This is a genomic window from Candidatus Rhodobacter oscarellae (assembly GCF_001078595.1).
Classification (GTDB): Bacteria; Pseudomonadota; Alphaproteobacteria; order Rhodobacterales; family Rhodobacteraceae; genus Rhodobacter_B; species Rhodobacter_B oscarellae.
The window spans coordinates 152,371-175,427 of record NZ_LFTY01000002.1; the positions used below are offsets into that span (position 1 = coordinate 152,371).

Below are 23,057 nucleotides of genomic sequence, written 5' to 3' on the forward strand. Positions count from 1 at the left end.
CGGCTTACATGGGCGCTCTTTCCGTTCCGGGCACTTCAAGTTGTTTGTTCAGACGCCACTCTGTAGATTGCTTCGAGTGCTCCGCGAGGTAGTCGATCAGCCGCCGTGTCAGTTTTTTTTGCGACCCGGTATCCGCCCAGACCGCGTAGATCCCGAACGAGGGCAATTGCCAGTCCTCGCAAACTTCGACCAGAGCACCGGTCTCCAGATCGTCTTTAATTTCATTCAGCGGCAGGCTCATCAAGCCCAACCCCTGCAAGACCGCCGCGCGACCTGCGGTCACGGCGTCGACCTCCACCCGGATATTTTGCAACGTCACGCGGACGTCCTCATCTTTGTAGCGCAGCGAGATCGTGTCTGGCACCACAGAGAGTGAGACAAATTCCGCAGCCGCCAGATCGTTTAGGTCCGTCAACTCAGGGCGCCTTACAAGGAAGTCCGGCGTGGCGACGATTTTGCGGTGGAACGTGCCGATCCGGCGGCTCTTGAGGGAGCTATCTGCCAATGTTCCAAGGCGAATGGCCAGGTCGTAGCCATCCCGGACCAGATCGACGGCCTTATCGCTGCTGTGTATGGATAACGCGACCATGGGATGCGCCTTGGCGAATTGCCAAATCGCGTCATGTAACGAGCTGTTCATCCCAAATGCGGGCATTGTCACGCGCAGCGCGCCGACAGGTTGCTCTGCCTCGTCGCTGAGGAGGTCCATGGCTTCGGCCCCTGCAGAGACCATGCGTCGCGAGGCATCGAGGATCCGTTCGCCCTCGCGCGTCAGCTTCAGCGAGCGCGTGGAACGAAAGAACAGCGCCGCGCCCAAACGATCTTCGAGTTTCGAGATGTGATGGCTCACCACCGAGGTCGAAAGCTTCAAACGTCGGCCCGCAGCGCTGAAACTGCCCGCCTCATGGACAGCAACGAAAATGGCCAGGCCGCGATACTCGTCATTCATCTTTGCAATCCATCGAACAATGATTTCGGAAATATACCGCTAATCGAAACGCTGCGCCGAGTCTAGATTGACCGCAGTTACCGAGAAGGACCGACATGTCTCAGACCACTGCCATCGTCGCCACCAAGAACGCCAGCCGCTACCTTCAACAGCTCTGCAAGCATTTTGCGCACAAGGTCGAGGTCGAGTTCACCCGCGCAGAGGGCACCGTCACACTGCCCTTCGGCACCTGCCGCTTGTCTGCTGATCCCGAGCATCTGTCGATGTCCGGCGCGTCGGAGGCTGACAACTTGCCACGCTTAGAACGCTTTCTTGAGAACCATCTGGCACGGTTTGCCTTTCGCGAAAACCCGACCATCGAATGGCAAAGATCGATTTAAAATCAAACAGAAAGAGTATGTTATGACTGGCACACCACAGCTTTCGCGCCGCGCATTGTTGCAAGGCGCGACCCTGACCGTCGGCGCTGCGGCGCTATTGCGCACCGCGTTCAAGCCAACCCCAGCCTTGGCCCAGCAGGGCGACATGCCCCCCGGCACCGTGCACAGCTTTGCCAAAGGCGGCGTCACCTTCCACAGTTACGTTTCACCCGCGATGGTGGTGAATGTAACCGCCCATGTGGTCGAGTTCGACGACGCACTGATGCTCGTTGACAGCACCTTTATGCCACCCACCGCGGCGGAGGTCGCGGGGTTGATTTCCGCAGCCGGCAAACCTGTCGCTCAGGCGATCACTAGCCACGAGCATCCTGACCATTGGGGCGGCGCGCCGGCATTCGAGGGCATCACCTTTGACACGCTGCCAGAGATTCGGGAGGGCATTCGCGCTGAATCCGGCGGCGATTTTGGCACGCCCACCAACGTGCTGGACGGCGGCGACATCATCCCTGGCATGACCGAGATCGCGGGCGTGCCTGTTGATTTCCGCCATTATCGTGACAACGAGGCTCCGCATATGCTGGTGGCGGTGCTGCCGGAGCAGCAGGTCGCGATCGTTCAGGACCTTGTCTATAACGGCGTGTTCTTCGCCCCTGGTGTGAACCGCAAGAACTGGATCGCCACGCTTGAGGAGCTGCGCGATGACCCGGCCTGCGAGACGCTCTTGGTTGGCCACGGCCTGCCGACCTCGCGGGGCGAGCTGGATACCGCGATCGCTTATGTCAAGGCGATGGACGAAGTGCTGGCCACGGCGGCCAACCCTGAAGAGGCCTCGGCACAGATCAAAGCGGCCTACCCAGGCTACGGCGGCGACTTCCTGCTCAGCTTGATCGCAGAATACTGGGATCGGTGAGACCAAGTTCGGGACGTGGTCTGCGCCGCGTTCCTTTTTTTAAAAACGATAAGGAGAACCAAAACATGAACAGATTAAAATCCAAACTGATGGGCGCGACGCTTGCTGCGCTGATGCCTTTTGCGGCCTCTGCCGGAACGGACATCAAGTTCGCCGGGGCGCTGGAATTCTCGGACGACGGCGTGCTGTTTGTGGGCGACAACCACGCTGGCGCCATCGTTGCGCTGGATCTGACCAGCGCGGTCGCTCCCGAGGCGGTCAAGCCGGTCTTCATCGGCGACATCGACAAGCAGATCGCCGATGCGGTCGGGGTTGGCCCGAACGCAGTTGAGATCAATGACATGGCTGTCCACCCAGTCACGCGGGAGATCTATATCTCGGTGACGCGCATTAGTGCCCATGGCTCGCGCGCCGTTTTGGTCCGCGTCACACAAGCCGGTGAGATCGCGCTGGTGGATCTTACTCAGACCGCCTCGACCACCCAGCCGCTGCAGCACTTCCCTGAGGAGGAGACCAAGTTCCGCCCGCGCGGCATCATGGGCCAACCGCCCATGGCGAGGGACTTGGCGAAGGGCGACATACCGCTCAGCTCAATGGCGATCATGGACATGGAGTACCACAACGGTGAGCTCTTTGTATCCGGCGTGGCCTACGACAGCTTCCTGTCGACGCTGCGGCGCATGTCCTATCCATTTGATGGCGCGCAAAGCACCGCCAGCGTCGAGATGTATCACATCGCCCATGACCAGTACGAGACCCGTGCACCTGTGCGCGCGATGTCGGTCGAGATGATCGACGGCAAAGAGCAGCTAGTCGCGGCCTATACCTGTAGCCCAATTGTGCTGATCCCGCTTGAGGACATCCAAGACGGTGAAAAGATCGCCGCGCGCACCATTGCCGATTATGGCAACGGTCAGCCGTTGGACATGGTGTCGTACAGCCTCTTTGGCCAGGACGCTCTGTTTCTGACCAGCAACAGCCGCTCGCCCCAGGTGATCCCTATGACAGCGTTGCAGGATGCAAAGGTCGTTACGGATGCCGATTTTGAACGCGGTGGCAAGTTCGACCTCTCGCCCGAGATGCCGTTCGGCCCGGTTGGCAAAGCGGTGATGTTCGACGGCATGTCCATGCATATCGACCAGCTGAGCGAACAGCTCTTTGTGTCGATCACGCGCGACATGTACACGGGCAGCCTGAACCTGGATTCGAATGCCAGTATGTTCCCCAATCGGCTGCATAACCTGACTGCGGAGTTCGACTTTCCGCAGTACCATGCCGAAAAGGACGGCTAGCGCCATGCGTTTTTCGATCCCGCTGAGACTGTTACGTGCCCTATGTGCAAGTGTGTTTCTCACCGGCGGGATCGGAACTGCTGCCCTGGGGGACCAGGGCAGCATTACCTTTCCGACCGTACCCACGGACCCGGTGGTCCTGCAAGGTGCCGAGACCACCGACGCGTTCGAGGTCTTTGTCGGCGCGGCAGGTGATTGCTGCGACGGGCGAAGGCCCATCACCGGGCGTTATCAGTCCGGCCCAAGCGGCCTGGCCTTCACCCCAAGCTTTGGCTTTGAACCTGGGCAGCCTTATGTGCTGCGTCATGCTAAGACGGGGCACCTCACGGAATTTGCCCTTGCCAGCGCTGTCAAGCCACCGCAAGTGACTGCGGTTGCCCCTACGGGCGACACGCTGCCCGAGAACACGCTGCGCTTCTACATTCATTTCTCTCAGCCAATGAAACCTCATGTGGCGCAGGACTACATTCGGCTGGAGGACGCCCAAGGAAACATTGATGATGCCGCCTTTATGCAGTTCAAACAAGAACTTTGGAGTCCCGACCGCACCCGTCTGACTCTGCTGATGGACCCCGGACGGATCAAGCGCGGTGTGGCGCAGAACGTGACCCTTGGACCCGCGCTGGAAGAGGGTAAAAGCTATAAGCTGGTTGTAGAGGGCGGATGGCCGACCGCGTCGGGCAGCGGCGAGACGGACAGGTTCGAAAAGGCGTTTGCAGTGACCGCGCCGTTGCGGACACTGCCCGACGTCGCGAATTGGGCCGTTTCGGCTCCCAGGTCGAGCACCACCGATCCCATAGTGGTCAACTTTGACAGGCCCTTCGATTCCATCCAGTTGCAGGCCGCAATCCAGGTGCATTCAGGATCCAGCCTAGCCCGAGCCGGAACATCACATGTCAACAACTCGGGACAAACCTGGACTTTTGTGCCGTCGGGTAACTGGGCAACGGATATTACATTGTCAATAAACCCCACTCTTGAAGACGTCGCCGGGAACAATTTCAGAGAACTCCTGGACCATGCAGTGGGTACAGACGGTCTGGAAATTGACCGAATATCTGTGCCGGTGGCCTTATTGCCATCCGTGGAAGTCACTGATTAGGGGCGGTGTTATTTTGGGACATTTGGGATTGAAGCTCGACTAAGTTAGACCGCCTTCCACGTTGCGGCGGTCTTATACATTGCGGCCATTGGTGCACTCTGAAGCATTTGTCGATTTGGGCTCTTCGCCGACATCGGAGGCAGCGCAGCATCCTGTGATAAGTTGCCTCCGTCAACGTCGGGTTGTCGTTGTGGGAGGGTACGGCGGATCGGAGGATCAGTTATGGAAACACCAAACTTACCTGCCATTCGCGCGCTTCGCCCTGCTTGGAACAAGGGCCGTATTGTTGGTCAAAAGCGACCACTGAAGCCCAAGCATGTCTTGGCAATCCGCGTCCGACTTGAATTAGCAGAGAACCATCGCGACCTTGCGCTTTTCAACATGGCGATCGACAGCAAGCTTCGCGGCTGTGATCTTGTGAAGCTGAAGGTCGTCGACGTGATGGCATCGGGGCAAATGAAAGAACGCGCCTCGGTCCTGCAAAGTAAAACTCAGAAACCTGTCCGCTTTGAGATTTCCGAGGGCACTCGGACTTCCGTTGAGAAGTGGATGGAGGATCGGCTCATGGTTGGCTCAGAGTATCTTTGGCCGGGCCGTTTCCATGAACGACTGCATATATCGACCCGTCAGTACGCTCGGATCGTCCGCGACTGGGTCACGTCCATTGGCCTTGAGGCAAGTGCGTACGGGACACATTCGATGCGAAGAACCAAAGTGACGCAGATCTACAAGAAAACCGGCAACCTGCGCGCAGTCCAATTGCTGCTCGGTCATACGAAGATGGATAGCACCGTCCGCTATCTCGGAGTTGAGTTGGAAGATGCCTTGGCTATCGCGGAGGCTATTGAAATCTAAGCATTTGGGCCGTTCGCAAGGGCGGCCCAAAGCCGCTACCCGCTGACGTTGCACCGCGGCACGACAAGGCTGCCATTGAGGTTGTTTCCATTGCTTGTGAACGTTCTGCGAATGGATCAGTGACTCTAGACGGCTGATTGACCCTGCATTGCGTTTTTCTTTGCATCGGCAATTCGCTTTTTAAGAATATTGTTCTGACGAACGCGAATGCAGTTGCCGACGAAAACCAATAGGGTCCAGGAAACAACCGTGAGTAGCAAGACGTGCTGGACGTGCACTCCAACCAGAGCGACATAGACCCACGCGCTGATAACAGAACTGTATGTGAGAATCGAAGCCCAAGTGTTCCCAATAAAAAAGTACGCGGAGTCCGGCTCCCCAATGAAAGTGCCTGTATGGTTTTCTTGTCAAAGGAGTTCATTTTCCAGATTACGACCACAATTGCTTAGAGAATTGCATCACTGAATTTCGCGCAGCTCATAGATAAACAGACCAATCGTAACAAATGCGCCAAAAAGTCCGATTGCACCAAGATGTTCGTTAGCATTTGCGTCTTCGCCACCAAGGAGAAGATTGATGCCCCTCCCAGAAGCGAATGGAAGGACGGTCAAGAGTTTTGCGCGAAAGTCCGCTATTCCGTCATGTGCGCGGCAGACTTCGTCATATACGGTTGTCAATGCTTCTATGTCTCTTGCCATTTCGAAACCTTCGTATTCGGTAAAAGCGAAATTCCTATTTGCCCCTAAAAGGTATCGTCCTTACCGGAGTGATTGCAACGGCCCAAAACCGACATTGATCACGGCGTTCTGATGCTGCAGTCGCAGCCCGCATTGCGGACATTGGCGCTCATCGGCAGAACATCGAATTTGGAAATGACCGGGTCGCGGACATAGCGCACTTCCGCTGCGGCTGTGCTAATGGCCGCTTTTGCGTCGTGGCAACGGATTTTGCTGGATTGTCGATGTTCGCAGACTTTTAATCACATACTAATCGCAACACCGTCTGGCGATCGCTTAGTACTGCAGAGAAGAGCTGCAAGACCCACTATTTGAGGCTCTAGCTTAGTACGATCCGGCCGCCGTCTATTTCAATTAATTCTGCATCAGTTTCAAAAACATCCCGAATAAGGGCTGCATCAATCACTTCTATTGGAGATCCTTGCCTCGCAATCCGACCACCTTTCATGGCGACGACTCGGTCCGCGTACCGCGAAGCGATATTGATGTCATGGACAACAATGACGATTGTTTTGCCATGATCGTCGCTTACTCTTCTCAATATTCGCATCAAGGTTCGGCTGCCAGCGAGGTCGAGGTTGTTGAGCGGCTCGTCGAGAAGCATGTACGTTGTGTCTTGGGCAAAGATCATCGCGATTTGGGCACGTTGACGCTGTCCACCGGACAAAGTTTCAAGAGACCGATCGGCCAGATCTTCTATCCCAAGAACTTCAATCGCCTCTTTGACTTTCGCATGATCAGCTGCGCTGGGACGGCCTGCATGATAAGGATGGCGTCCAAAGTTCACCAATTCGCGCACTGTGAGCCGCAGCGGTTGATCAGGCATTTGCGGCAGGATCGACAGGCGCTGCGCCAGTTCTCGGTCGGAACACTGCCCGATCTGTAAATCGTCCACATGGACAGTGCCCAATTGAATGCGTTCGAGCCGTGCAATCAGCGATAGCAGGGTGGATTTTCCCGCGCCGTTGGGGCCGATAAGCGCCGTTATGCCAGCGCGAGGAATGTCGGCATTGATGCCGGACAAGATCGGCTTGCCCCCGATCTGATGGGACAGGTTTTCAATCTTGATCAACGTCGTAGACCTTTCAGAAGAAGCATCAAAAAAACCAGCCCGCCAACCAGATCAATTACAACCGACAACGGCGTCGTGAGCTGAAAGACGCGCTCCATCAACAATTGCCCCCCGACAAGTGTGACCCCCGCGATTAAGGCTGCCGATGGGAACAGATAGCGATGTGTCTCGGTCCGAGTGATAAGGCGGGCGATGCTGACCACCAGAAGCCCAAGGAACGCGACCGGTCCCACAAGGGCGGTCGAGACTGAGACAAGGATTGCGATGAGGATCAGGACCTCTAGTTCCAACCTGCGTGGGGGTTCGCCCAGCGTTATGGCGGTTCCCCGACCAAGCGCCAGAACATCCAGCCGGTGTCGCAGCTGCCAGGCACGCGCGAAGACGAAAGATGTGATGACGGCAGCCAGCGCCAAAAGATCTGTTTCAATCTGCGTAAACCGCGCGAAGGACGCGACCTGGACCACAGCAAATTCGTTTGGGTCCATCATCCGTTGCAAGAAAGATGTCAGCGACCGACACAACGCCCCAAAGATGATGCCCGTCAGAACCATGCGCAACAGGTCCGAGCGTGCTGTGATCAGCATTGTGCTGAACAGCAGCAATGACGCACAGGTGAGCGCGACGGCTGCCACAAGAAACGTTATCTGAGGCTGCACCTGCACAAAGTTCATGCCCCCAAAAGCAAAGACCGCCGACGTCAGTAAGAAGACATAGAGCGCATCAAAGCCCATGATCGAGGGCGTTAGAATGCGGTTCTGCGTGATCGTTTGGAACATCAATGTCGCCGTGGACACAGAAACGCCCACCAGCAGCAGGGCCGCGAGTTTGGTTCCCCGAAAAGGCAGCACAAAACCCCACGGCGCGCGGGCGCCCCAGGTCATGTAGAGCATGCAACACAGCCCCAGCAGCGCCACCAATAGCCATAAGCGCCTAGCCATGGCGGGGACCCCGATACAAAAGCCAAAGAAAGAGGATTGCGCCAATCATACCAAAGACCGTGCCAACGGGTATCTCGAACGGAAATCGCAGAACCCGTCCCAAGATGTCTGAAACAAGTGTCAGGACTGCGCCGATCAAGGCCACGATTGGCAGCGTTGCGCGAAGGTTATCACCGGCAAGGCGCGAGACGATGTTGGGCACCACAAGGCCGACAAAGGGGATCATGCCCACCGTCGTCACCGTCAGGGCCGACACCAGAGAAATCGCGAGCAGCCCGATCAGAACAACCTGTCCATAATTCAGTCCCAGATTTACGGACGTCGTGCGACCAAGGCCCACAATCGCAAATTGATCCGCAGCAAAATAGGTTAATGCGCCAACTGCCGCTGCAATCCAAAGCAACTCATAGCGGCCTTGCAAGACGCCAGAGAGCTCGCCGTTCATCCAGACGCCAATATATTGAAGAAGGTCGGCCTGATAGGCGACGAAGGTTACGCCGGCTCCCAGAATGCCGCCGTAGATAAGCCCCACCAAGGGGACCAGCATTGGCTGGGTCGAAGGCAGCTTTCGTACAATCGCCAGGAAACCAAGACTTGTGATCAATGCAACGCTTGTTGCGATCATCATTTTCGTGAAAATCGGGGCGCTCGGCAGGAAAAGCGTCACCAGAAGGATGCCAAGTGCTGCCCCCTGCCCAGTGCCTGCCGTCATCGGTTCAACGAAGCGGTTGCGCACCAGCATCTGCATGATCGCCCCTGCAATCGCCAGTGTTGCACCGGTGATCAATGCCGCGACTGTTCTGGGAAAGCGACTGATGATCAGGACTTCTAACGCCTCTGGGTCCCGCCAAAGGCTAATGGGTGACACCTCTATGACCCCCACAAAGAGGGACAGGATAGAAAAAAGGGCAAGCCCGACAAGGCCCGCCCAAAAGATGCGTTTCGGTGCCAATTAGCTGCCCGAGAAGGCGGCAGTGATTTCCCCCAATGTGCCGATCATGGACTGGATCCCGCCCCGCGCGATGTAAAGCGGTGCCGGATCGAGGTAGATCACCTTGCCCGATTGCCACGCGTTCGTTTCCTGCACCAGCGCGTTATCCAGCGTAGTGGCGGCAGCTTCGGCGTCTTTACCGACGGCAGCCGCACGATCCACGACAATCAGAATATCGGGGTTCGCTTCGCGGATGAATTCGAAGCTGATTGCCTCGCCATGCGTGGCCTGTTCGACTTCTACCACAGCTTCTGGCAGGTCCAGCGCCGTATGCAGCCAACCAAACCGGCCGGACGCACCATAAGCTGACACAGTCGGACCGTTGGTCATCACGATCAGTGCATTGCCTTGGCCGGCAACAGCTTCTTTCGCGTCCGATAGTGCAACATCAAAATCCGCCCGCAGGGCCGCGGCCTCATCCTGTTTGCCGAAGATTTCACCATAGGCATCAAGACGATCGAGACCTTCGCCAACCGTGTCGTCCAAGATGGTCATGTCAATTGTCGGGGCAATCTTTGCAAGATCAGGCGCGACCCGTGAGGACCGGCCTGCGGCGATCAAAAGGTCATAGTCACCGCCTGCGATAGCCTCATAATCCGGCTCAAACAAAGAACCGACTTTGTCGGCATCTTCGGCCGTGTCGGTGACGTAGTCGACGAACAAAGGTCCGACGACCCCCGACACGTTGACCCCAAGCGCGTCGAGCGTATCTAAAGCGCCGATGTCAAAAACGGCGATCTTGGCGGGCTGGGCCTCAACCTCGACTGGGCCGGTGTAGGTATCGATTGTGATTGTTTCTGCAAGAGCCGGTGCGGCCGCCAATGCGCTGGCGAAGATTGCGGTACGAAGCATTTGATTCCCTCATGGTTGCGCGTGGCTGGCCGGGGCGGTTGGCGTCGCGATTTGGGCTCGATTATTCCGAAGGAGTAGGCGAGTCCAGAGTGGTTGAGTGTTAAAGTCAGGAATGGAAGAAATGCCGCTTATCATTGGTTACTTCGCCACACCGAACGCTTCGAAATATCTCCCAGTTGTGCCAACACTTTGGCCATAGAATGGATGTGGTACATGATGAAACCACCGGTCAAGCCGCATTGCCCGTCGGAGCGGCACAGATGACAGCGAATAGAGAGGGCCTGCGCATCTCCATCGAATTGAATGATCTCGATGATCGCCCAAGGGCACAATCAATCATAGATTGCCATCTGAAAAAGTTCGCATTCCGGGAAGACTTTAAAGCGATGGACTGGACCAACACCAATTGATCGCCAGATTTCGACATCGCGCCATTCTTATCTTTGCCTAAAGCGGTTCTCTGTTTGCGGCTGTGTCAAGTTGATTGGGTCGCGTGTCCGCCGGGGTCGTGGTTCTCTTCGAAGTCGGTCGTGCCGCTTCATGATGGCGTTCGGGGTTGATCGTCCAAAATGTCATTCACGAGGTTGGTCTTCGTTTGACCACCGCGACCGCTTTGGCTGGCTCGATCTGCCACCGTCCCGAGGGACGTCTGACCCGCCCTTAGGCGAGGTTTCTGTTGAGGTTTCTAGGCTCGCACCTCCCTTGTTGCGTGGAAGGTTGTGCCGTCTCGCCAGATACGCAGCATAATCACAGCAAGCTTTCTGGCTGCGGCGACGGCTGCATGTTTGATGCCTTTCCTTTCACTCAATCGAACGGCCCAGGCTCGCAGTGGCGAGGCGCGGCGCACCTGGCTGATCAGGGTGAACCCCGCTGCGTACAGGAGGCGACGGAGGTCGCGATCTCCACACTTACTTATCCGCCCGGACCAATCTGTATCGCCGGATTGGAATCGCCTCGGGGTGAGGCCGAGGAAGGCCCCGACGTCGGTCGCGCGCTTGAAACGAGCCTCATTGTCCAGCGTGGCGATGTAGGAAAGGGCCACCACGGGTCCTACTCCCGGAACAGTCATAAGCCTTTGAGCGAGGTCACTGCCACGCGCGATCTCGCGCAGCTCGTCTTCCATCGCGTCTGCTGCCGCGCAGAGCGCCCTGTGGATCGGGTTGAAGGCGTCCGCCATGAGCTCAATCGCCAGATCGGTTTGCCCGGCCTGAGCAAGCTGGTCGCGGAACCCACCGCGCTGGTTTGATCGCTGGATTGCGGTCATCCGGATGCCGAAGGTCTTGAGAACGCCGCGGACATGGGCCTCCAGGTCCTTGCGCATCCGGATCAGGCGCTCTCGTGTGCCGATCAGAACCCGAACCCTTTCCGAAGCTTCGCTGCGGATATGCACAGGGGTGAACCAACCGGTCCGAGCCAGATGCGCAAGACCTTCAGCATCGCCTCGATCCGTCTTGTTGATGCGACCAGACAAGGCCTTATGCGCCAATCTGGCATCAATGCAGATGATCGGCACGCCGCGCTTGTCGAGTTCGCGGGTCAGCCAGATCGCCAAAATCCCGCTCTCATGCACAACCCGTTCGGCTGCTGCGGCGTGCTCTGCAATGAAGTTGGATATTTGGTCAGGGTCGGTCGCGACCGATCCCCGCGCTATAACATCGCCTTCGATGTTCACCACGCAGATCGAAACTTCTTTGACGGAAACATCAAGGCCTACATAATGTGACAAGGTCGTTCTCCTTCACGGCTGGTTTTGTGAGGCTGATACTATCGGACCTCGTTCGCCTTGGGAGAGCGACCGCCGCAATCACACCATGTCTTTAACCGCTGCGCAGAGATTCGGCAAATTGGGCTCAGAGCGGCCATGCCGCAACAGCCTCAGTGCAGCTTAGGCGGTGTTTGGGTCATTTTAGCCATGCGACGGTTTAGTTCCTTCTCGATGATATTTGCTTCGTAAGGCTTCATTTTCTTCCACTTTACGCATTCCTCTCGTGTGCGGCCGCAGCCGAGACACCACCCGCTAGGGCCAGTAAACTCACAAACATCGATGCAGGGACTTTTGCGTTTTTTCATGGCCGTGTGTTTACCGTAAGGGCGCGGGAGGTCAATAATTGCAATGACCGCGTTGCTACAAGAGGTGGCGTCGCTTTGGGCCTAAATGACTGCTGTGCGGACTTTTTCAACCTTCGCTGCGAGCACGCCAATGTCGGCTTTTAAAGTTTTAGTCTGGTCAATTTCACTGAAATCCAAGATGCTTATTGGGAATACTGAGTGGAGATTTTAATGGACCTCAACACACTGGCTTTGTTTGCTCTGACTGAGTTCCTGCTTTCGCTCACGCCGGGACCGGCGGTGCTGCTGGTGATTGGGTTGTCCATGCGTCAGGGATTTCGCATCGGCTTCATGGCGACGTTGGGGATCCTGTCAACGAACGCGATCTTCTTCACACTGTCCGCACTCGGGATCGGGGCCTTGATTGTCGCTAGCGCCACCCTTTTTACCATAATCAAATGGATAGGCGCTGCCTATCTAGTGTTTCTTGGCGTTGGAATGATCATGCCACTGGCAAAACACCTCTGGCAAAAACGATCCTTGGGTGAAGGCCTGGACTTGTCAGACGCGAAAGCCGCTGCGCCAAAGGTTCCGCAAACTCCGGTCAAATCTTATTGGCAGGGATTCACCCTTCAGGCATCAAATCCAAAGAATATCTTATTCTTTGTGGCGATCCTCCCGCAATTCATATCACCTGACGGGAATGTCGCCGCCCAGCTAGTTATTCTTGGCGTCGTCTCGGTTCTGTTGGAACTTCCAATACTTGTCTTCTACGGCTTTGCTTCCGCGCTGTCTGCACGCCTCATGAAGGAGCGTGTCATTGAATTGATAGAAGCGGTAGGCGGCGGCATCCTGATCGCGCTTGGAGGCGCACTGGCAGCGTCACAGCGTCGCTCGGGTTAAATAGAGCCGAGCTACAAAGCTGACGTTCATTCAGGTTGCAGCATCGGTCAAAGAGGGCTCTGGCCGGACGTTCACCGCCCCTTGACGGATGTGTATGTTCGGATCGTAGAACGCAAAAGGCGCCGCCCTGGTGGGCAGCGCCTTTCGGTTCCAAGCTGCGAGGCCCGGCTTATCCGCCGAAATCGTCCAGCATGATGTCCTCGCGGTCCACGCCGAGCTCGACCAGCATATTGATGCAGCTGGAGTTCATGATCGGCGGGCCGCACATGTAGAACTCGCAATCCTCAGGCGCCGGGTGGTCCTTGAGGTACTCGTCATGCAGCACGTTATGGATGAAGCCGGTATAGCCGTCCCAGTCATCCTCGGGCAGCGCGTCTGACAAAGCCACGTGCCAGGTGAAGTTGTCGAACTCCGCGGCGAGGCTGTCGAAATCCTCGACAAAGAACATCTCTTTCTTCGAGCGCGCGCCGTACCAAAAGGTGATCTTTCGGTCGCGGTTCTTCAGCCGCTTGAGCTGGTCGAAGATGTGGCTGCGCATCGGCGCCATGCCCGCGCCGCCGCCGATGAAGACCATCTCTTTCTGGGTCTCGCGGGCGAAGAACTCGCCGAACGGGCCAGAGATGGTCACCTTATCGCCGGGCTTGAGGTTGAAGATGTAGGAGGACATCAGCCCCGGCGGAACATCAGAGCCCGGGGGCGGCGAGGCCACCCGCACGTTCAGCATGATAAGCCCCTTCTCGTCGGGGTAGTTGGCCATGGAATAGGCGCGCTCGATGGGCTCATCCACGGTGGACTTGTACTGCCAGAGGTTAAACTTGTCCCAGTCCTCGCGGTACTCCTCCTGCACGTCGAACTCGGTGTATTCCAGGCTGTGCTTGGGCGCCTCGATCTGGATGTAGCCGCCGGCGCGAAAGTTCACGTCCTCGCCCTCGGGCAGCTCCAGCACCAGGTTCTTGATGAAGGTCGCGACATTGTCGTTGGAGCGCACGGTGCACTCCCATTTCTTGACGCCAAAGACCTCCTCGGGGACCTCGACCTCCATGTCCTGCTTGACCGCGACCTGGCAGGACAGCCGGTCACCGCAGGAGGCCTCGCGCTTGGTGATGTGGCTCTCCTCGGTGGGCAGGATCGAGCCGCCCCCGGAGTGGATCCGCACCCGGCACTGCGCGCAGGTGCCGCCGCCGCCGCAGGCCGAGGGCACGAACAGCTTCTGCTCGGCCAGCGTCTGCAGCAGCTTGCCACCCGCGGGCACGCTGATGGTCTTCTCGCCATTGATGGTGATGTTCACATTGCCCGTCGAGACCAGCCGCGAGCGCGCCATGAGGATCACCCCCACAAGCGCCAGCACGATCAGGGTGAAGAGCAGGATACCAAGACCGAATGTCGCCATGAAACGCGCCCCTTACAGTTTCACGCCAGAGAAGGACATGAACGCCATGGCCATCAGCCCGGCGGTGATGAAGGTGATGCCGAGGCCCTGCAGGCCGTCGGGGATGTCAGAGTATTTCAGCTTCTCGCGCACGCCCGCCATTGCGGTGATCGCCAGCGCCCAGCCAAAGCCCGAGGAGACGCCGTAGGTGACGCTCTCGGTGAAGTCATAGCTGCGCTCCACCATGAACAGCGAGCCGCCCAGGATCGCGCAGTTCACCGTGATCAGCGGCAGGAACACCCCCAGCGCGTTGTAGAGCGGCGGGAAGTACTTATCGAGCACCATCTCGAGGATCTGCACCAGCGCCGCGATCACGCCGATATAGCTGATCAGCCCCAGGAAGGTCAGGTCCACATCCGGGAATCCCGCCCAGGCCAGCGCGCCCGGCGCCAGCAGGTAGCCCAGGATCAGGTTGTTGGCGGGCACCGTGATGGACTGCACCACCATCACCGAGATGCCCAGGCCAATGGCCGTCGAGATCTTCTTGCTGACCGCAATGAAGGTGCACATGCCCAGAAAGAAGGACAGCGCCAGGTTCTCGACAAAGATCGCCTTGACCGCGAGGGAGATCAGCTCTTCCATCAGTGCGCCTCGACCGTTTGGATCTTATACTCGCGCTCCTCGACCTGGGCCGGCTTCCAGGCGCGGAAGCCCCAGATGATCAGCCCGATGATGAAGAACGCTGACGGCGGCAGCAGCAAGAGCCCGTTGGGCACGTACCAGCCGCCGTTATTGACCGTCTCAAAGATGGTGGTGCCAAACAGGCTGCCCGAGCCGAACAGCTCGCGGATCACGCCCACCATCATCAGGATCAGCCCATAGCCCATGCCGTTGCCGACCCCGTCGATGAAGCTCTCCAGCGGCGGGTTCTTCATGGCGAAGGCCTCGGCCCGGCCCATCACGATGCAGTTGGTGATGATCAGCCCCACGAAGACGCTGAGCGTCTTGGAGATCTCGAACGCGTAGGCCTTCAGGATCTGATCCACCAGGATCACCAGGCTCGCGATGATCACCATCTGCACGATGATCCGGATCGAGCCCGGGATCTGGTTGCGGATCAACGAGATGAACATCGACGAGAACCCGGTCACGAAGATCACCGCCAGCGACATCACGAACGCCACCTGCAGCGACGAGGTCACCGCCAGCGCCGAGCAGATCCCCAGCACCTGCAGCGTGATCGGGTTGTTATCAACCAGCGGATCGAGCAGCATTTCCCTGCGTTTATGGGCCATCAGATGCCTCCTGCTTTCAGGTTGGCGAGGAAGGGTTGATACCCTGCCTCACCCATCCAGAATTTCACCAGGTTGTCGATGCCGACGGTGGTCAGCGTCGCGCCCGCCAGCGCGTCGATATGGTGCTCGGGGCCTGCGGGCGGCGCGGTCCTGGCGACCGTGATCTGCATTTCGCCCGCCGCATCGGCCAGCTTCTTGCCGTTCCAGAGCGCCTTCCAGCGCGGGTTGTCCACCTCGGCGCCCAGGCCCGGCGTCTCGCCATGCTCGTAGAACTGCAGGCCAAAGATGTCGTTGCCGTTCTCCTCCAGGGCGATGAAGCCGTAGAGCGTGGACCAAAGCCCGTAGCCATGCAGCGGCAGGATCACCTTGTCGATGGCGCCCGCCTCGTCGCGCAGCAGGTACACGGTCACGAACTTGCCCTGGCGCACGATGCCCGCCGGGTCGTCCTCCAGCGCCACGGAGGTCGCCGGGTCATCCGCCGCGGCGCGGTCGTCAAAGCTGGCCGGGTCGAACTGGTCGGTGAAGCTGCCCGTGGCAAGCTCGAGCACCTGCGGCTCGAAGGCCTGGAACGCCTCGATCACATCCGTGCCGGGGTCGTAGATCCCGGCCACCTGCAGGATGTTGATCTGCTTGTCCTTCAGCGCGTTGACCTCTTGGATCGGGCGCAGCGAGACCGCCGTCGCCGACACCACCATCGAGGCCACAAGGCAGACCGCGACGGCCACAAAGATCGTCTTGCCGACGCTGTCGGGCGGCGCGTCCAGGAAGCGGCGTATGAAGCCCTTGGGCTGCTGTTCGTTCTCGTCAGGCATGTCGCTTTGCCCTCCGCTTGATATTGGCCTGCACCACAAAATAGTCGATCAGCGGCGCAAAGACATTCCCGAACAGGATCGCCAGCATCATCCCCTCGGGGAAGGCCGGGTTGATAACCCGGATCATCACCACCATGAAGCCGATCAGCGCGCCGTAGATATAGCGCCCCATATTGGTATGCGCGCCCGACACGGGCTCGGTCACCATGAACACCAGCCCAAAGGCGAAGCCGCCCGTCACCAGGTGCCAGTACCAGGGCATGGCGAACATCGGGTTTGTCTCGGACCCGATCCAGTTCAGCAGCGCCGAGAAGGCGATCATGCCCGCCAAGCAGCCCAGCACCATGCGGTAATTCGCGATCTTCGTGGCCAGCAGGAACACCAGCCCCAGCGCGCAGGCCAGCGTCGACGTCTCGCCCATCGAGCCCGGGATGAAGCCCAGGAAGCTGTCCCACCAGGTCATGCCGCGCGCGGCAAGCTCTTGAAACCCGTCCGCCGCCGAGACCGCCAGCGCCGTGGCCCCGGTGAAGCCGTCCACCGGCACCCAGACCGCGTCGCCCGAAAGCTGCGCGGGGTAGGCGAAATAGAGGAACGCCCGCCCCGTCAGCGCCGGGTTCAGGAAGTTCTTGCCGGTGCCGCCGAACACCTCCTTGCCGATGACCACGCCAAAGATGATGCCCAGGGCCACCTGCCACAGCGGCGTCGTGGCGGGCACGATCAGCGCGTAGAGCATCGATGAGACCAGGAAGCCCTCGTTCACCTCATGCTTTCGCACGGTGGCAAAGATCACCTCGAAGACGCCGCCCGCCACCAGCGTGACGATGTAGATCGGCAGGAAATAGAGCAGCCCATGCAGCATGCAGGCGATGGGGTTGGCCGGGTCGAACCCGATCCCCAGACCGCCGATGATCGCCGCGCGCCAGCCCGAGGGCCCAAACTCGGCAATCGCCACATTCGTCTGATAGCCGGTGTTCCACAGCGCCATCACGATGCAGGGCACCGTGGCCAGCACCACATAGGTCATGATCCGCTTCATATCGATGTAGCTGCGGGCATGCGGCGCGGCGGTGGTCACCGTCTTGGGGGTGTAGAGAAAGCTCTCGACCATCTCGTAGATGGGGAAGTAGCGCTCCCACTTGCCGCCTTTCTCGAAATGCGGCTCGATGCGGTCAAAGAAATCGCGAAGGCCCATGGGTTAGCCCTCCTTCTCGATCTTGGTGAGGCAGTCGCGCAGGGCGAGCCCGTATTCGTATTTCGCAGGGCAGGCGAAGCCTACAAGCCCGAGGTCTTCCTCGTCCAGCTCCAGCGCGCCCAGCAGCTGCGCCTGATCGGTGTCCATCACCAGCAGCGCCCGCAGAAGCTGCGTCGGCAGGAAGTCCTGCGGCATCAGCTCTTCGAAGGTGCCCAGGGGCACCATCGCGCGCCGCCCGCCATTGAGGTTGGAGGTCAGCGGGTAGAGCTTTTTGGCCATGGCCGAGCCCAGCACCGGCTGGAAGGCGTATTTGGCAAACATCGGCCGGATCCAGCCCAGCGGGATCTGCTTTTTGTCTTCCTCGATCACGGTGATCTGGCGGGCGTAGCGCCCCAGATAGGCGCTGGGGCCGGCGCCCGCGCGCCCGCTCAGCACCGAGCCCGAGATCAGCCGCACCGGCAGGTCCTCGGGCAGATCGCCCTGCGTGAGGTCCAGCATCGAGGCGCCCATCACGCTGCGCACCAGCCGTGGCTCCTTGCAGGCCGGTCCGGTCAGCGCCACCAGGCAGGCGGCGTCATAATGCCCGGTCAGCATCAGCCGCCCGATCACGATCACGTCCTGATAGCCGATGGTCCAAACGGCGCTGTCCGCCGAGGGCGGGGTCAGGAAATGCATATGCGTGCCCGCAAGCCCCGCCGGGTGCGGCCCGCTGAACTGCGCGGCCTCGACGCCGGGCAGGTCATGGCCGGGCAGGGGCGCGCCCTCGCCCTGGCAGAGATATGTCGGCCCGTCGCTGAGGCGCGCCACGGTCTCGACGCCCTTGGCGAAGGCCTCGGCGCTCTCAGTGATCGCCAGCGCGGGATCGGCGGCCAGCGGCTCGGTATCCATCGCGGTGATGTAGATCGCCGACGGGGCGGAGCCCGGCGCGGGGACCTTGGAATAGGGCCGCGTGCGCAGCGAGGTCCACAGGCCCGCGGCGCAAAGCCGCTCTGTGAGGCCCTCGCGGGTGCTCGCGTCGCCCAGGGACGAGAAATCCACCGGCGCGCCGCCGTTTTCCGAATCAATGTCGATCTCGATCGAGATCAGCTTGCGCCGCGCGCCGCGGTTGATCGCCCGCACGCGTCCGGCAACAGGCGAGACGACCTGCGCCTCGGGCATGTTCTTGTCAAACATCAGCGGCGTACCGGGCACCACGGCGGCGCCCTCCTCGACGGTGATGCGTGGCTTTAGCCCCAGGTAATCATCGCCCAGAACCGCGACGGTTCTGACCGTCGGCGCCGGGCCGATCTCGCCCCGAGGCGCCCCGGTGATGGGCAGGTCCAGGCCTTTGCGCAGTTTGAAGTGCTTCAAAACTATCAAACCCCAGTCTGTGTCGTTCTTATTTTTGCTCGCGGCATGCCGTCGCTTACAAAGGCATTAACCAAACTGCTAGTGCATTTTTGTAAGAATGACGATATTGCGCTTGAAGAAACGTCAAACATTCGACTACGACGCCGCGAATTTTGCAGAAAGGTCCGCCTGTGAGCACTCTGAATACGTTCTCTCGCCGCGCGTTCATGGTAATGCCGCTTGCGCTGGCAGCCTGTATCAACCGACAGCAAGTCCTTGAAATCGTAGGGCTTTCCATGGGTACGACCTACAAGGTCGTGGCCGTTGACCACGATAACCGCCTGGACGAGGCCGACATCAAGCGCGCGGTGAGCGCCGCGCTGGCCGATGTGAACGCCGCGATGTCGAACTGGGATGCTGGGTCGGAGATCTCGCGACTCAATGCCGCGCCCGCCGGCGTCGCCACGCAAATGTCGCCGGAATTGTCGCAGGTTATGACCGCCGCGGCGGAGGTCAACGCGGCCAGCGAGGGCCGGTTCGACACCACTTTGGGGCCGCTGATCGAGCTATGGGGCTTTGGCGCCCCGGGCGAGCAGGCCATGCCCAGCGAGGCCGCAATCGCCGAGGCGCGCGACAGGTCGGGCCATCAAAACAGCCTACAGCTGGGCGCGGGGGCGGTGCAAAAGACCCGTGCCGACGCCCAGGTCTATCTGGCGGGCATCGGCAAGGGCTATGGCGCGGACCATGTGGGCCGCGCGTTGCAGGCCCTGGGCCTTGAGGACTTCCTGGTCGAAATCGGCGGCGATCTTTACGCCGCGGGCCGCAATCCCGAGGGTCAGCCCTGGCAGATCGGCATCGAATCACCCAACGCCGCGAATCGGGGCGTTCTGGGCGTGGTTGGGGTCTCGGGGATGGGGCTTGCCTCTTCGGGCGACTACCGGAACTACTTTGAGCGGGACGGCGAGCGCTTTTCGCACCTGATCGACCCCGCGACAGGCCGGCCGGTGCAGCACAGCACCGCCTCGGCCACCGTCCTGGCCGAGAACGCCATGCTGGCGGATGCCTGGTCCACCGCGATGCTGATCCTGGGCCGCGAGCGCGGGCTTCAGATCGCCGAGCGCCATGACATCGCAGTGCAGTTCGTCGCGCGCGACGCGGGTGGTGCCAACGGCTTGAAGTTCAAGACCTTCTCGAGCCCGGCCTTCGACAAACTAACCGCCTAACCCAAGGGGCCTGACCCAGTGGAAACCTTCGTTCTGTCCTTTGTGCTCTTGCTGGTGATCATGCTTGGCATGGCGCTTGGCGTGATCTTGATGAACAAGCGCATAAAGGGCAGCTGCGGCGGGCTGAACGCCATCGGCGACGCGGATCAGTGCCTGGTTTGCAAGAAAGAGATCGACCCCGATTCGCCGCTGCGCGAGCGGCTGGCGGACTGCCCCAGGGCGCGAAAGATGCTTGAGCGGGCGGGCGCAGATGGCCTAGGCTGATCCCGAAAGGGATTTTAGCCATGCCAACGTCTTACCAGTCTCCCATGCGGCAAGATCAGGCCGCGCCCGGCTCCAAGAGCCAATCCGTGAACCTATCGAACGCCCACCCGACCGTCGCCGATATCCTTGGCGGCAAGGGCGGCGAGGTCTTCTCGATCACCCCGACAGAGACGCTGGGCCGCGCCGTCGAAGAGCTGCGCGACCGCCGGATCGGCGCGCTGGTGGTCACCGACGGGGCGGGCAAGCTGGCGGGCATCCTGTCAGAGCGCGACATCGTGCGCAAACTGGCCGAGACGCCGGGCCAGACCCTGCCGCAGCAGGTGGGCGACGTGATGACCCGCAAGGTCGTGACCTGCGCGCCCGATGACCCCTTGCTGTCGGTGCTCAAGCGCATGACCGCGGGGCGCTTCCGCCACATGCCCGTGGTCGAGGGCGAGGGCGAGGAGCTGATCGGCGTTGTCACCATCGGCGACGTGATCCACCACCGCCTGACGCAGCTGGAACACGAGGCGCTGCAGCTCAAGCAGTTGATCGTCGGCTAGGCGCTAGGGCAGGTCGAGCGGGATGAACCCAAGCGCCAACAGCCCCGCTGCGGCGATCCCGCCGAAGATCCAGTACTGATAGCGCGGCCCCTCGGCTTTCCAGACCTGCCGGTAGCGATAGCCCGCCAGGCAGGTCACGCAAAACAGGATCGTTGCGACCGCGGGGCTCAGGGAGAGGCTTCCAAAATCCATGCTTGCGCGCCTTCAGATGGGCACGGGGCCGCGCGCCCCGTCCGCGCGCTCGCTTGGCAGGTGGGCGCCGGATTGTCCAGCGGCGCGGCTCCGCCCGCAGATGACAGCTTCAGGTGTTAAGGTTCCGGCTTCCTTCGCGCGCTTCTTCCTGCATTATGGTCCTTAGAACGGCAGCGAGGCCACCAGATTATGAGCGACCAGCCCAACATCCTTTACATCATCACCGACCAGCATCGCGCCGACTGGCTGGGCTGCGCGGGGCACCCGGTGGTGAAGACGCCGCATATCGACAGCCTGGCCGCGCGCGGGACGCGGTTCACCCAGTTCCACGTGACCACGCCGATCTGCATGCCGAATCGCGGCGCCATTTTCACCGGGCGCTACCCGTCGGTGAACGGGCTGCGCCATAACGGGCTGCCGCTGCCGAGGGACGCCCACACCTTTGTCGATCTGTTGGCCGATGCGGGATACCGCACCGCCCAGATCGGCAAGAGCCACCTGCAGCCCTTCAACCCCAACCCGCTGCCCGCGCCCGGCGGCGCGCATCCAAGCTTCCCCGAGGCGACCAGCGCCCCCGGCGTGGGCACCTACGGGCTCGAGCAGGGCTCCAACTTTGAGGGGCTCGAGCCGACCGAATTCCCCGAGGGCTATTACGGCTTCCAGCATGTGCGCCTGGTTACCAGCCATTCCGACAAATGCGGCGGGCATTACCTGCAATGGCTGCGCGGGCAGACCGATGACTGGCAGGCGCTGCGCGACTGGGACAACCAGCTGCCGCACGATTACACCTGCCCGCAGGCGGTGCGCACGCCGCTGCCCGAGGCGCTCTATCCCACCAGCTATATCAAGGAAGAGGCCAAGGCCTATCTGGCCGATCAAAAGGACAGCGAGGACCCGTTTTTTGCCTTCGTGTCCTTCCCCGATCCGCACCACCCGTTCACGCCGCCGGGCAAGTACTGGGACATGTATGACCCCGAGGATTTCTCGGTCGACCTGCCCTATGAGGCGCATCAGAACCCGCCCGAGCAACTGGTGAAATGGAAGGAGCTGATGGAGGCCGGCGTGGTGCCCGCGACCCTGCAACAGGCCTTCCTGGCCTCGGATGGCGACATCAAGCAGGCCATGGCCCTGACCGCGGGCATGATCAGCATGATCGATGACGCCATTGGCGAGATCCTGGCCGCGCTGGAGGCATCGGGCAAGGCCGACAACACGATCATCATCTTCAACAGCGACCACGGCGACTATATGGGCGCGTTCAACCTGCTGCTTAAGGGCCCCTTTGGCCATGACAGCGTGAACCGCGTGCCGTTCATCTGGGTGGACCCCAAGGGGCGCGCGGTCGAGACCGCCGATGGCCTGGCGGCCTCGGTGGACATCGCGCCGACCTTGCTAGAGCGCGTCGGGATCGCGCCTTACTTTGGCATGCAGGGCAAAAGCTTTCTTGGCCAGCTGAGCGGCGCCCCCGCGGCGCGCGACTATGCGCTGATCGAGCATGAAGAGAACAAGCCCTATCCCGGCCTGCCAGAGCGCCCCAACATGCGCCACCTGGTCACCGACAGCCACCGGATGACCGTCTACAAGGGGCTGACGCGGGGCGAGCTTTACGATCGCCGCAGCGACCCGAACGAGACCAACAACCTGTGGGACAAGCCCGAGGCCGCCCAGGCCAAGGCGCAGATGATGTTCGCCCTGGGTCAAGCGATGCTGGAGGCCATCGAACCCGGCCCCCGGCCGCATCGCGTGGCCTAAGGACGGCGCTCACACCGGCGCGCGTGGCACCATATGGGCCAGCCGGCCCCGCGCTGC

General features: G+C 60.1%; 26 protein-coding genes. 11 read left to right on the plus strand and 15 right to left on the minus strand.

What is annotated here, in order from left to right; translation table 11 throughout:
- Positions 1 to 4: 4 nt before the first annotated feature.
- A complete protein-coding gene (locus AIOL_RS05775) occupies positions 5 to 949 on the minus strand; it encodes a LysR family transcriptional regulator (protein ID WP_049642115.1) in 945 nt (314 codons plus the stop codon).
- A gap of 95 nt (positions 950 to 1,044) precedes the next feature.
- On the opposite strand from AIOL_RS05775, the gene AIOL_RS05780 reads away from it, so the two are divergent.
- From AIOL_RS05780 to AIOL_RS05800, 5 genes are all read left to right on the plus strand, one after another.
- A complete protein-coding gene (locus AIOL_RS05780; RefSeq protein WP_049642116.1) occupies positions 1,045 to 1,329 on the plus strand; it encodes a DUF2218 domain-containing protein in 285 nt (94 codons plus the stop codon).
- A 22-nt stretch (positions 1,330 to 1,351) separates the two neighbouring features.
- Positions 1,352 to 2,239 carry an MBL fold metallo-hydrolase gene (locus AIOL_RS05785; RefSeq protein ID WP_082152444.1) on the plus strand — a complete coding sequence of 296 codons (888 nt, stop codon included), beginning with the start codon at positions 1,352 to 1,354 and terminating at the stop codon, positions 2,237 to 2,239.
- 65 nt (positions 2,240 to 2,304) lie between these two features.
- Positions 2,305 to 3,531, plus strand: a complete 1,227-nt coding sequence (locus tag AIOL_RS05790; RefSeq protein ID WP_152912385.1) for a hypothetical protein — start codon at positions 2,305 to 2,307, stop codon at positions 3,529 to 3,531.
- Between the two features lie 4 nt (positions 3,532 to 3,535).
- Complete coding sequence (locus tag AIOL_RS05795) at positions 3,536 to 4,633, plus strand: Ig-like domain-containing protein (protein WP_049642119.1); 1,098 nt, start codon at positions 3,536 to 3,538, stop codon at positions 4,631 to 4,633.
- A 222-nt stretch (positions 4,634 to 4,855) separates the two neighbouring features.
- Positions 4,856 to 5,488: a tyrosine-type recombinase/integrase gene (locus tag AIOL_RS05800; protein ID WP_049642120.1), complete on the plus strand. Its 633-nt coding sequence runs from the start codon at positions 4,856 to 4,858 to the stop codon at positions 5,486 to 5,488.
- A 458-nt stretch (positions 5,489 to 5,946) separates the two neighbouring features.
- Here AIOL_RS05800 and AIOL_RS24875 read toward each other — a convergent pair whose 3' ends face one another.
- The 5 genes from AIOL_RS24875 to AIOL_RS05825 form a co-directional block, all read right to left on the minus strand.
- Positions 5,947 to 6,186 carry a hypothetical protein gene (locus AIOL_RS24875; protein ID WP_152912386.1) on the minus strand — a complete coding sequence of 80 codons (240 nt, stop codon included), beginning with the start codon at positions 6,184 to 6,186 and terminating at the stop codon, positions 5,947 to 5,949.
- 358 nt (positions 6,187 to 6,544) lie between these two features.
- The gene (locus AIOL_RS05810) at positions 6,545 to 7,297 is read right to left on the minus strand and encodes an iron ABC transporter ATP-binding protein (RefSeq protein WP_049642122.1); all 753 of its coding nucleotides are present in this window, start codon (positions 7,295 to 7,297) and stop codon (positions 6,545 to 6,547) included.
- Positions 7,294 to 8,178: an iron chelate uptake ABC transporter family permease subunit gene (locus AIOL_RS05815; protein WP_235438908.1), complete on the minus strand. Its 885-nt coding sequence runs from the start codon at positions 8,176 to 8,178 to the stop codon at positions 7,294 to 7,296. Before AIOL_RS05815 ends, AIOL_RS05810 begins: the two co-directional genes overlap by 4 nt.
- Positions 8,179 to 8,227: 49 nt before the next feature.
- Positions 8,228 to 9,187 (minus strand): ABC transporter permease, encoded by a 960-nt coding sequence (locus AIOL_RS05820; RefSeq protein ID WP_235438909.1) that lies wholly within the window; start codon positions 9,185 to 9,187, stop codon positions 8,228 to 8,230.
- Complete coding sequence (locus AIOL_RS05825) at positions 9,188 to 10,078, minus strand: siderophore ABC transporter substrate-binding protein (protein WP_049642124.1); 891 nt, start codon at positions 10,076 to 10,078, stop codon at positions 9,188 to 9,190. It lies immediately after the preceding gene.
- 200 nt (positions 10,079 to 10,278) lie between these two features.
- Here AIOL_RS05825 and AIOL_RS05830 point away from each other — a divergent pair, with 200 nt between their 5' ends.
- Complete coding sequence (locus AIOL_RS05830; RefSeq protein ID WP_235438910.1) at positions 10,279 to 10,488, plus strand: DUF2218 domain-containing protein; 210 nt, start codon at positions 10,279 to 10,281, stop codon at positions 10,486 to 10,488.
- 275 nt (positions 10,489 to 10,763) lie between these two features.
- On the opposite strand, the gene AIOL_RS05835 is transcribed toward AIOL_RS05830, so the two are convergent.
- A complete protein-coding gene (locus AIOL_RS05835) occupies positions 10,764 to 11,804 on the minus strand; it encodes an IS110 family transposase (protein WP_049641990.1) in 1,041 nt (346 codons plus the stop codon).
- A gap of 149 nt (positions 11,805 to 11,953) precedes the next feature.
- On the minus strand, positions 11,954 to 12,148 hold the full coding sequence (locus tag AIOL_RS24250; protein ID WP_082152435.1) for a DUF1289 domain-containing protein: 195 nt from the start codon (positions 12,146 to 12,148) through the stop codon (positions 11,954 to 11,956).
- Positions 12,149 to 12,358: 210 nt separating this feature from the next.
- On the opposite strand from AIOL_RS24250, the gene AIOL_RS05840 reads away from it, so the two are divergent.
- Entirely contained in the window at positions 12,359 to 13,030 is a 672-nt protein-coding gene (locus AIOL_RS05840) for a LysE family translocator (RefSeq protein ID WP_152912387.1), read from the plus strand.
- A 169-nt stretch (positions 13,031 to 13,199) separates the two neighbouring features.
- On the opposite strand, the gene nqrF is transcribed toward AIOL_RS05840, so the two are convergent.
- The 6 genes from nqrF to AIOL_RS05870 are packed head-to-tail and all read right to left on the minus strand — an operon-like array spanning position 13,200 to position 19,048.
- On the minus strand, positions 13,200 to 14,420 hold the full coding sequence (nqrF, locus tag AIOL_RS05845) for an NADH:ubiquinone reductase (Na(+)-transporting) subunit F (protein ID WP_049642126.1): 1,221 nt from the start codon (positions 14,418 to 14,420) through the stop codon (positions 13,200 to 13,202).
- A 12-nt stretch (positions 14,421 to 14,432) separates the two neighbouring features.
- On the minus strand, positions 14,433 to 15,041 hold the full coding sequence (nqrE, locus tag AIOL_RS05850; protein WP_049642127.1) for an NADH:ubiquinone reductase (Na(+)-transporting) subunit E: 609 nt from the start codon (positions 15,039 to 15,041) through the stop codon (positions 14,433 to 14,435).
- Entirely contained in the window at positions 15,041 to 15,694 is a 654-nt protein-coding gene (locus AIOL_RS05855; protein WP_049642128.1) for an NADH:ubiquinone reductase (Na(+)-transporting) subunit D, read from the minus strand. Before AIOL_RS05855 ends, nqrE begins: the two co-directional genes overlap by 1 nt.
- The gene (locus tag AIOL_RS05860; protein WP_049642129.1) at positions 15,694 to 16,506 is read right to left on the minus strand and encodes a Na(+)-translocating NADH-quinone reductase subunit C; all 813 of its coding nucleotides are present in this window, start codon (positions 16,504 to 16,506) and stop codon (positions 15,694 to 15,696) included. The genes AIOL_RS05855 and AIOL_RS05860 overlap by 1 nt, the downstream gene beginning before the upstream one ends.
- Positions 16,499 to 17,698, minus strand: a complete 1,200-nt coding sequence (locus tag AIOL_RS05865; protein WP_049642130.1) for an NADH:ubiquinone reductase (Na(+)-transporting) subunit B — start codon at positions 17,696 to 17,698, stop codon at positions 16,499 to 16,501. The genes AIOL_RS05860 and AIOL_RS05865 overlap by 8 nt, the downstream gene beginning before the upstream one ends.
- A 3-nt stretch (positions 17,699 to 17,701) precedes the next feature.
- Positions 17,702 to 19,048: a Na(+)-translocating NADH-quinone reductase subunit A gene (locus AIOL_RS05870; RefSeq protein WP_049642131.1), complete on the minus strand. Its 1,347-nt coding sequence runs from the start codon at positions 19,046 to 19,048 to the stop codon at positions 17,702 to 17,704.
- A gap of 275 nt (positions 19,049 to 19,323) precedes the next feature.
- On the opposite strand from AIOL_RS05870, the gene AIOL_RS05875 reads away from it, so the two are divergent.
- The 3 genes from AIOL_RS05875 to AIOL_RS05885 are packed head-to-tail and all read left to right on the plus strand — an operon-like array spanning position 19,324 to position 21,056.
- A complete protein-coding gene (locus tag AIOL_RS05875) occupies positions 19,324 to 20,250 on the plus strand; it encodes an FAD:protein FMN transferase (protein WP_326973081.1) in 927 nt (308 codons plus the stop codon).
- A gap of 18 nt (positions 20,251 to 20,268) precedes the next feature.
- Positions 20,269 to 20,514 (plus strand): (Na+)-NQR maturation NqrM, encoded by a 246-nt coding sequence (gene nqrM / locus AIOL_RS05880; protein ID WP_049642133.1) that lies wholly within the window; start codon positions 20,269 to 20,271, stop codon positions 20,512 to 20,514.
- 20 nt (positions 20,515 to 20,534) lie between these two features.
- The gene (locus AIOL_RS05885) at positions 20,535 to 21,056 is read left to right on the plus strand and encodes a CBS domain-containing protein (RefSeq protein WP_049642134.1); all 522 of its coding nucleotides are present in this window, start codon (positions 20,535 to 20,537) and stop codon (positions 21,054 to 21,056) included.
- Between the two features lie 3 nt (positions 21,057 to 21,059).
- Here the strand turns inward: AIOL_RS05885 and AIOL_RS05890 are convergent, their stop codons facing one another.
- Positions 21,060 to 21,248, minus strand: coding sequence for a hypothetical protein (locus AIOL_RS05890; protein ID WP_049642135.1), 189 nt, complete (start codon positions 21,246 to 21,248; stop codon positions 21,060 to 21,062).
- A gap of 189 nt (positions 21,249 to 21,437) precedes the next feature.
- Between AIOL_RS05890 and AIOL_RS05895 the strand changes: the two genes are divergently transcribed.
- The gene (locus tag AIOL_RS05895) at positions 21,438 to 23,000 is read left to right on the plus strand and encodes a sulfatase family protein (protein ID WP_049642136.1); all 1,563 of its coding nucleotides are present in this window, start codon (positions 21,438 to 21,440) and stop codon (positions 22,998 to 23,000) included.
- The last annotated feature ends 57 nt before the right edge of the window (positions 23,001 to 23,057 follow it).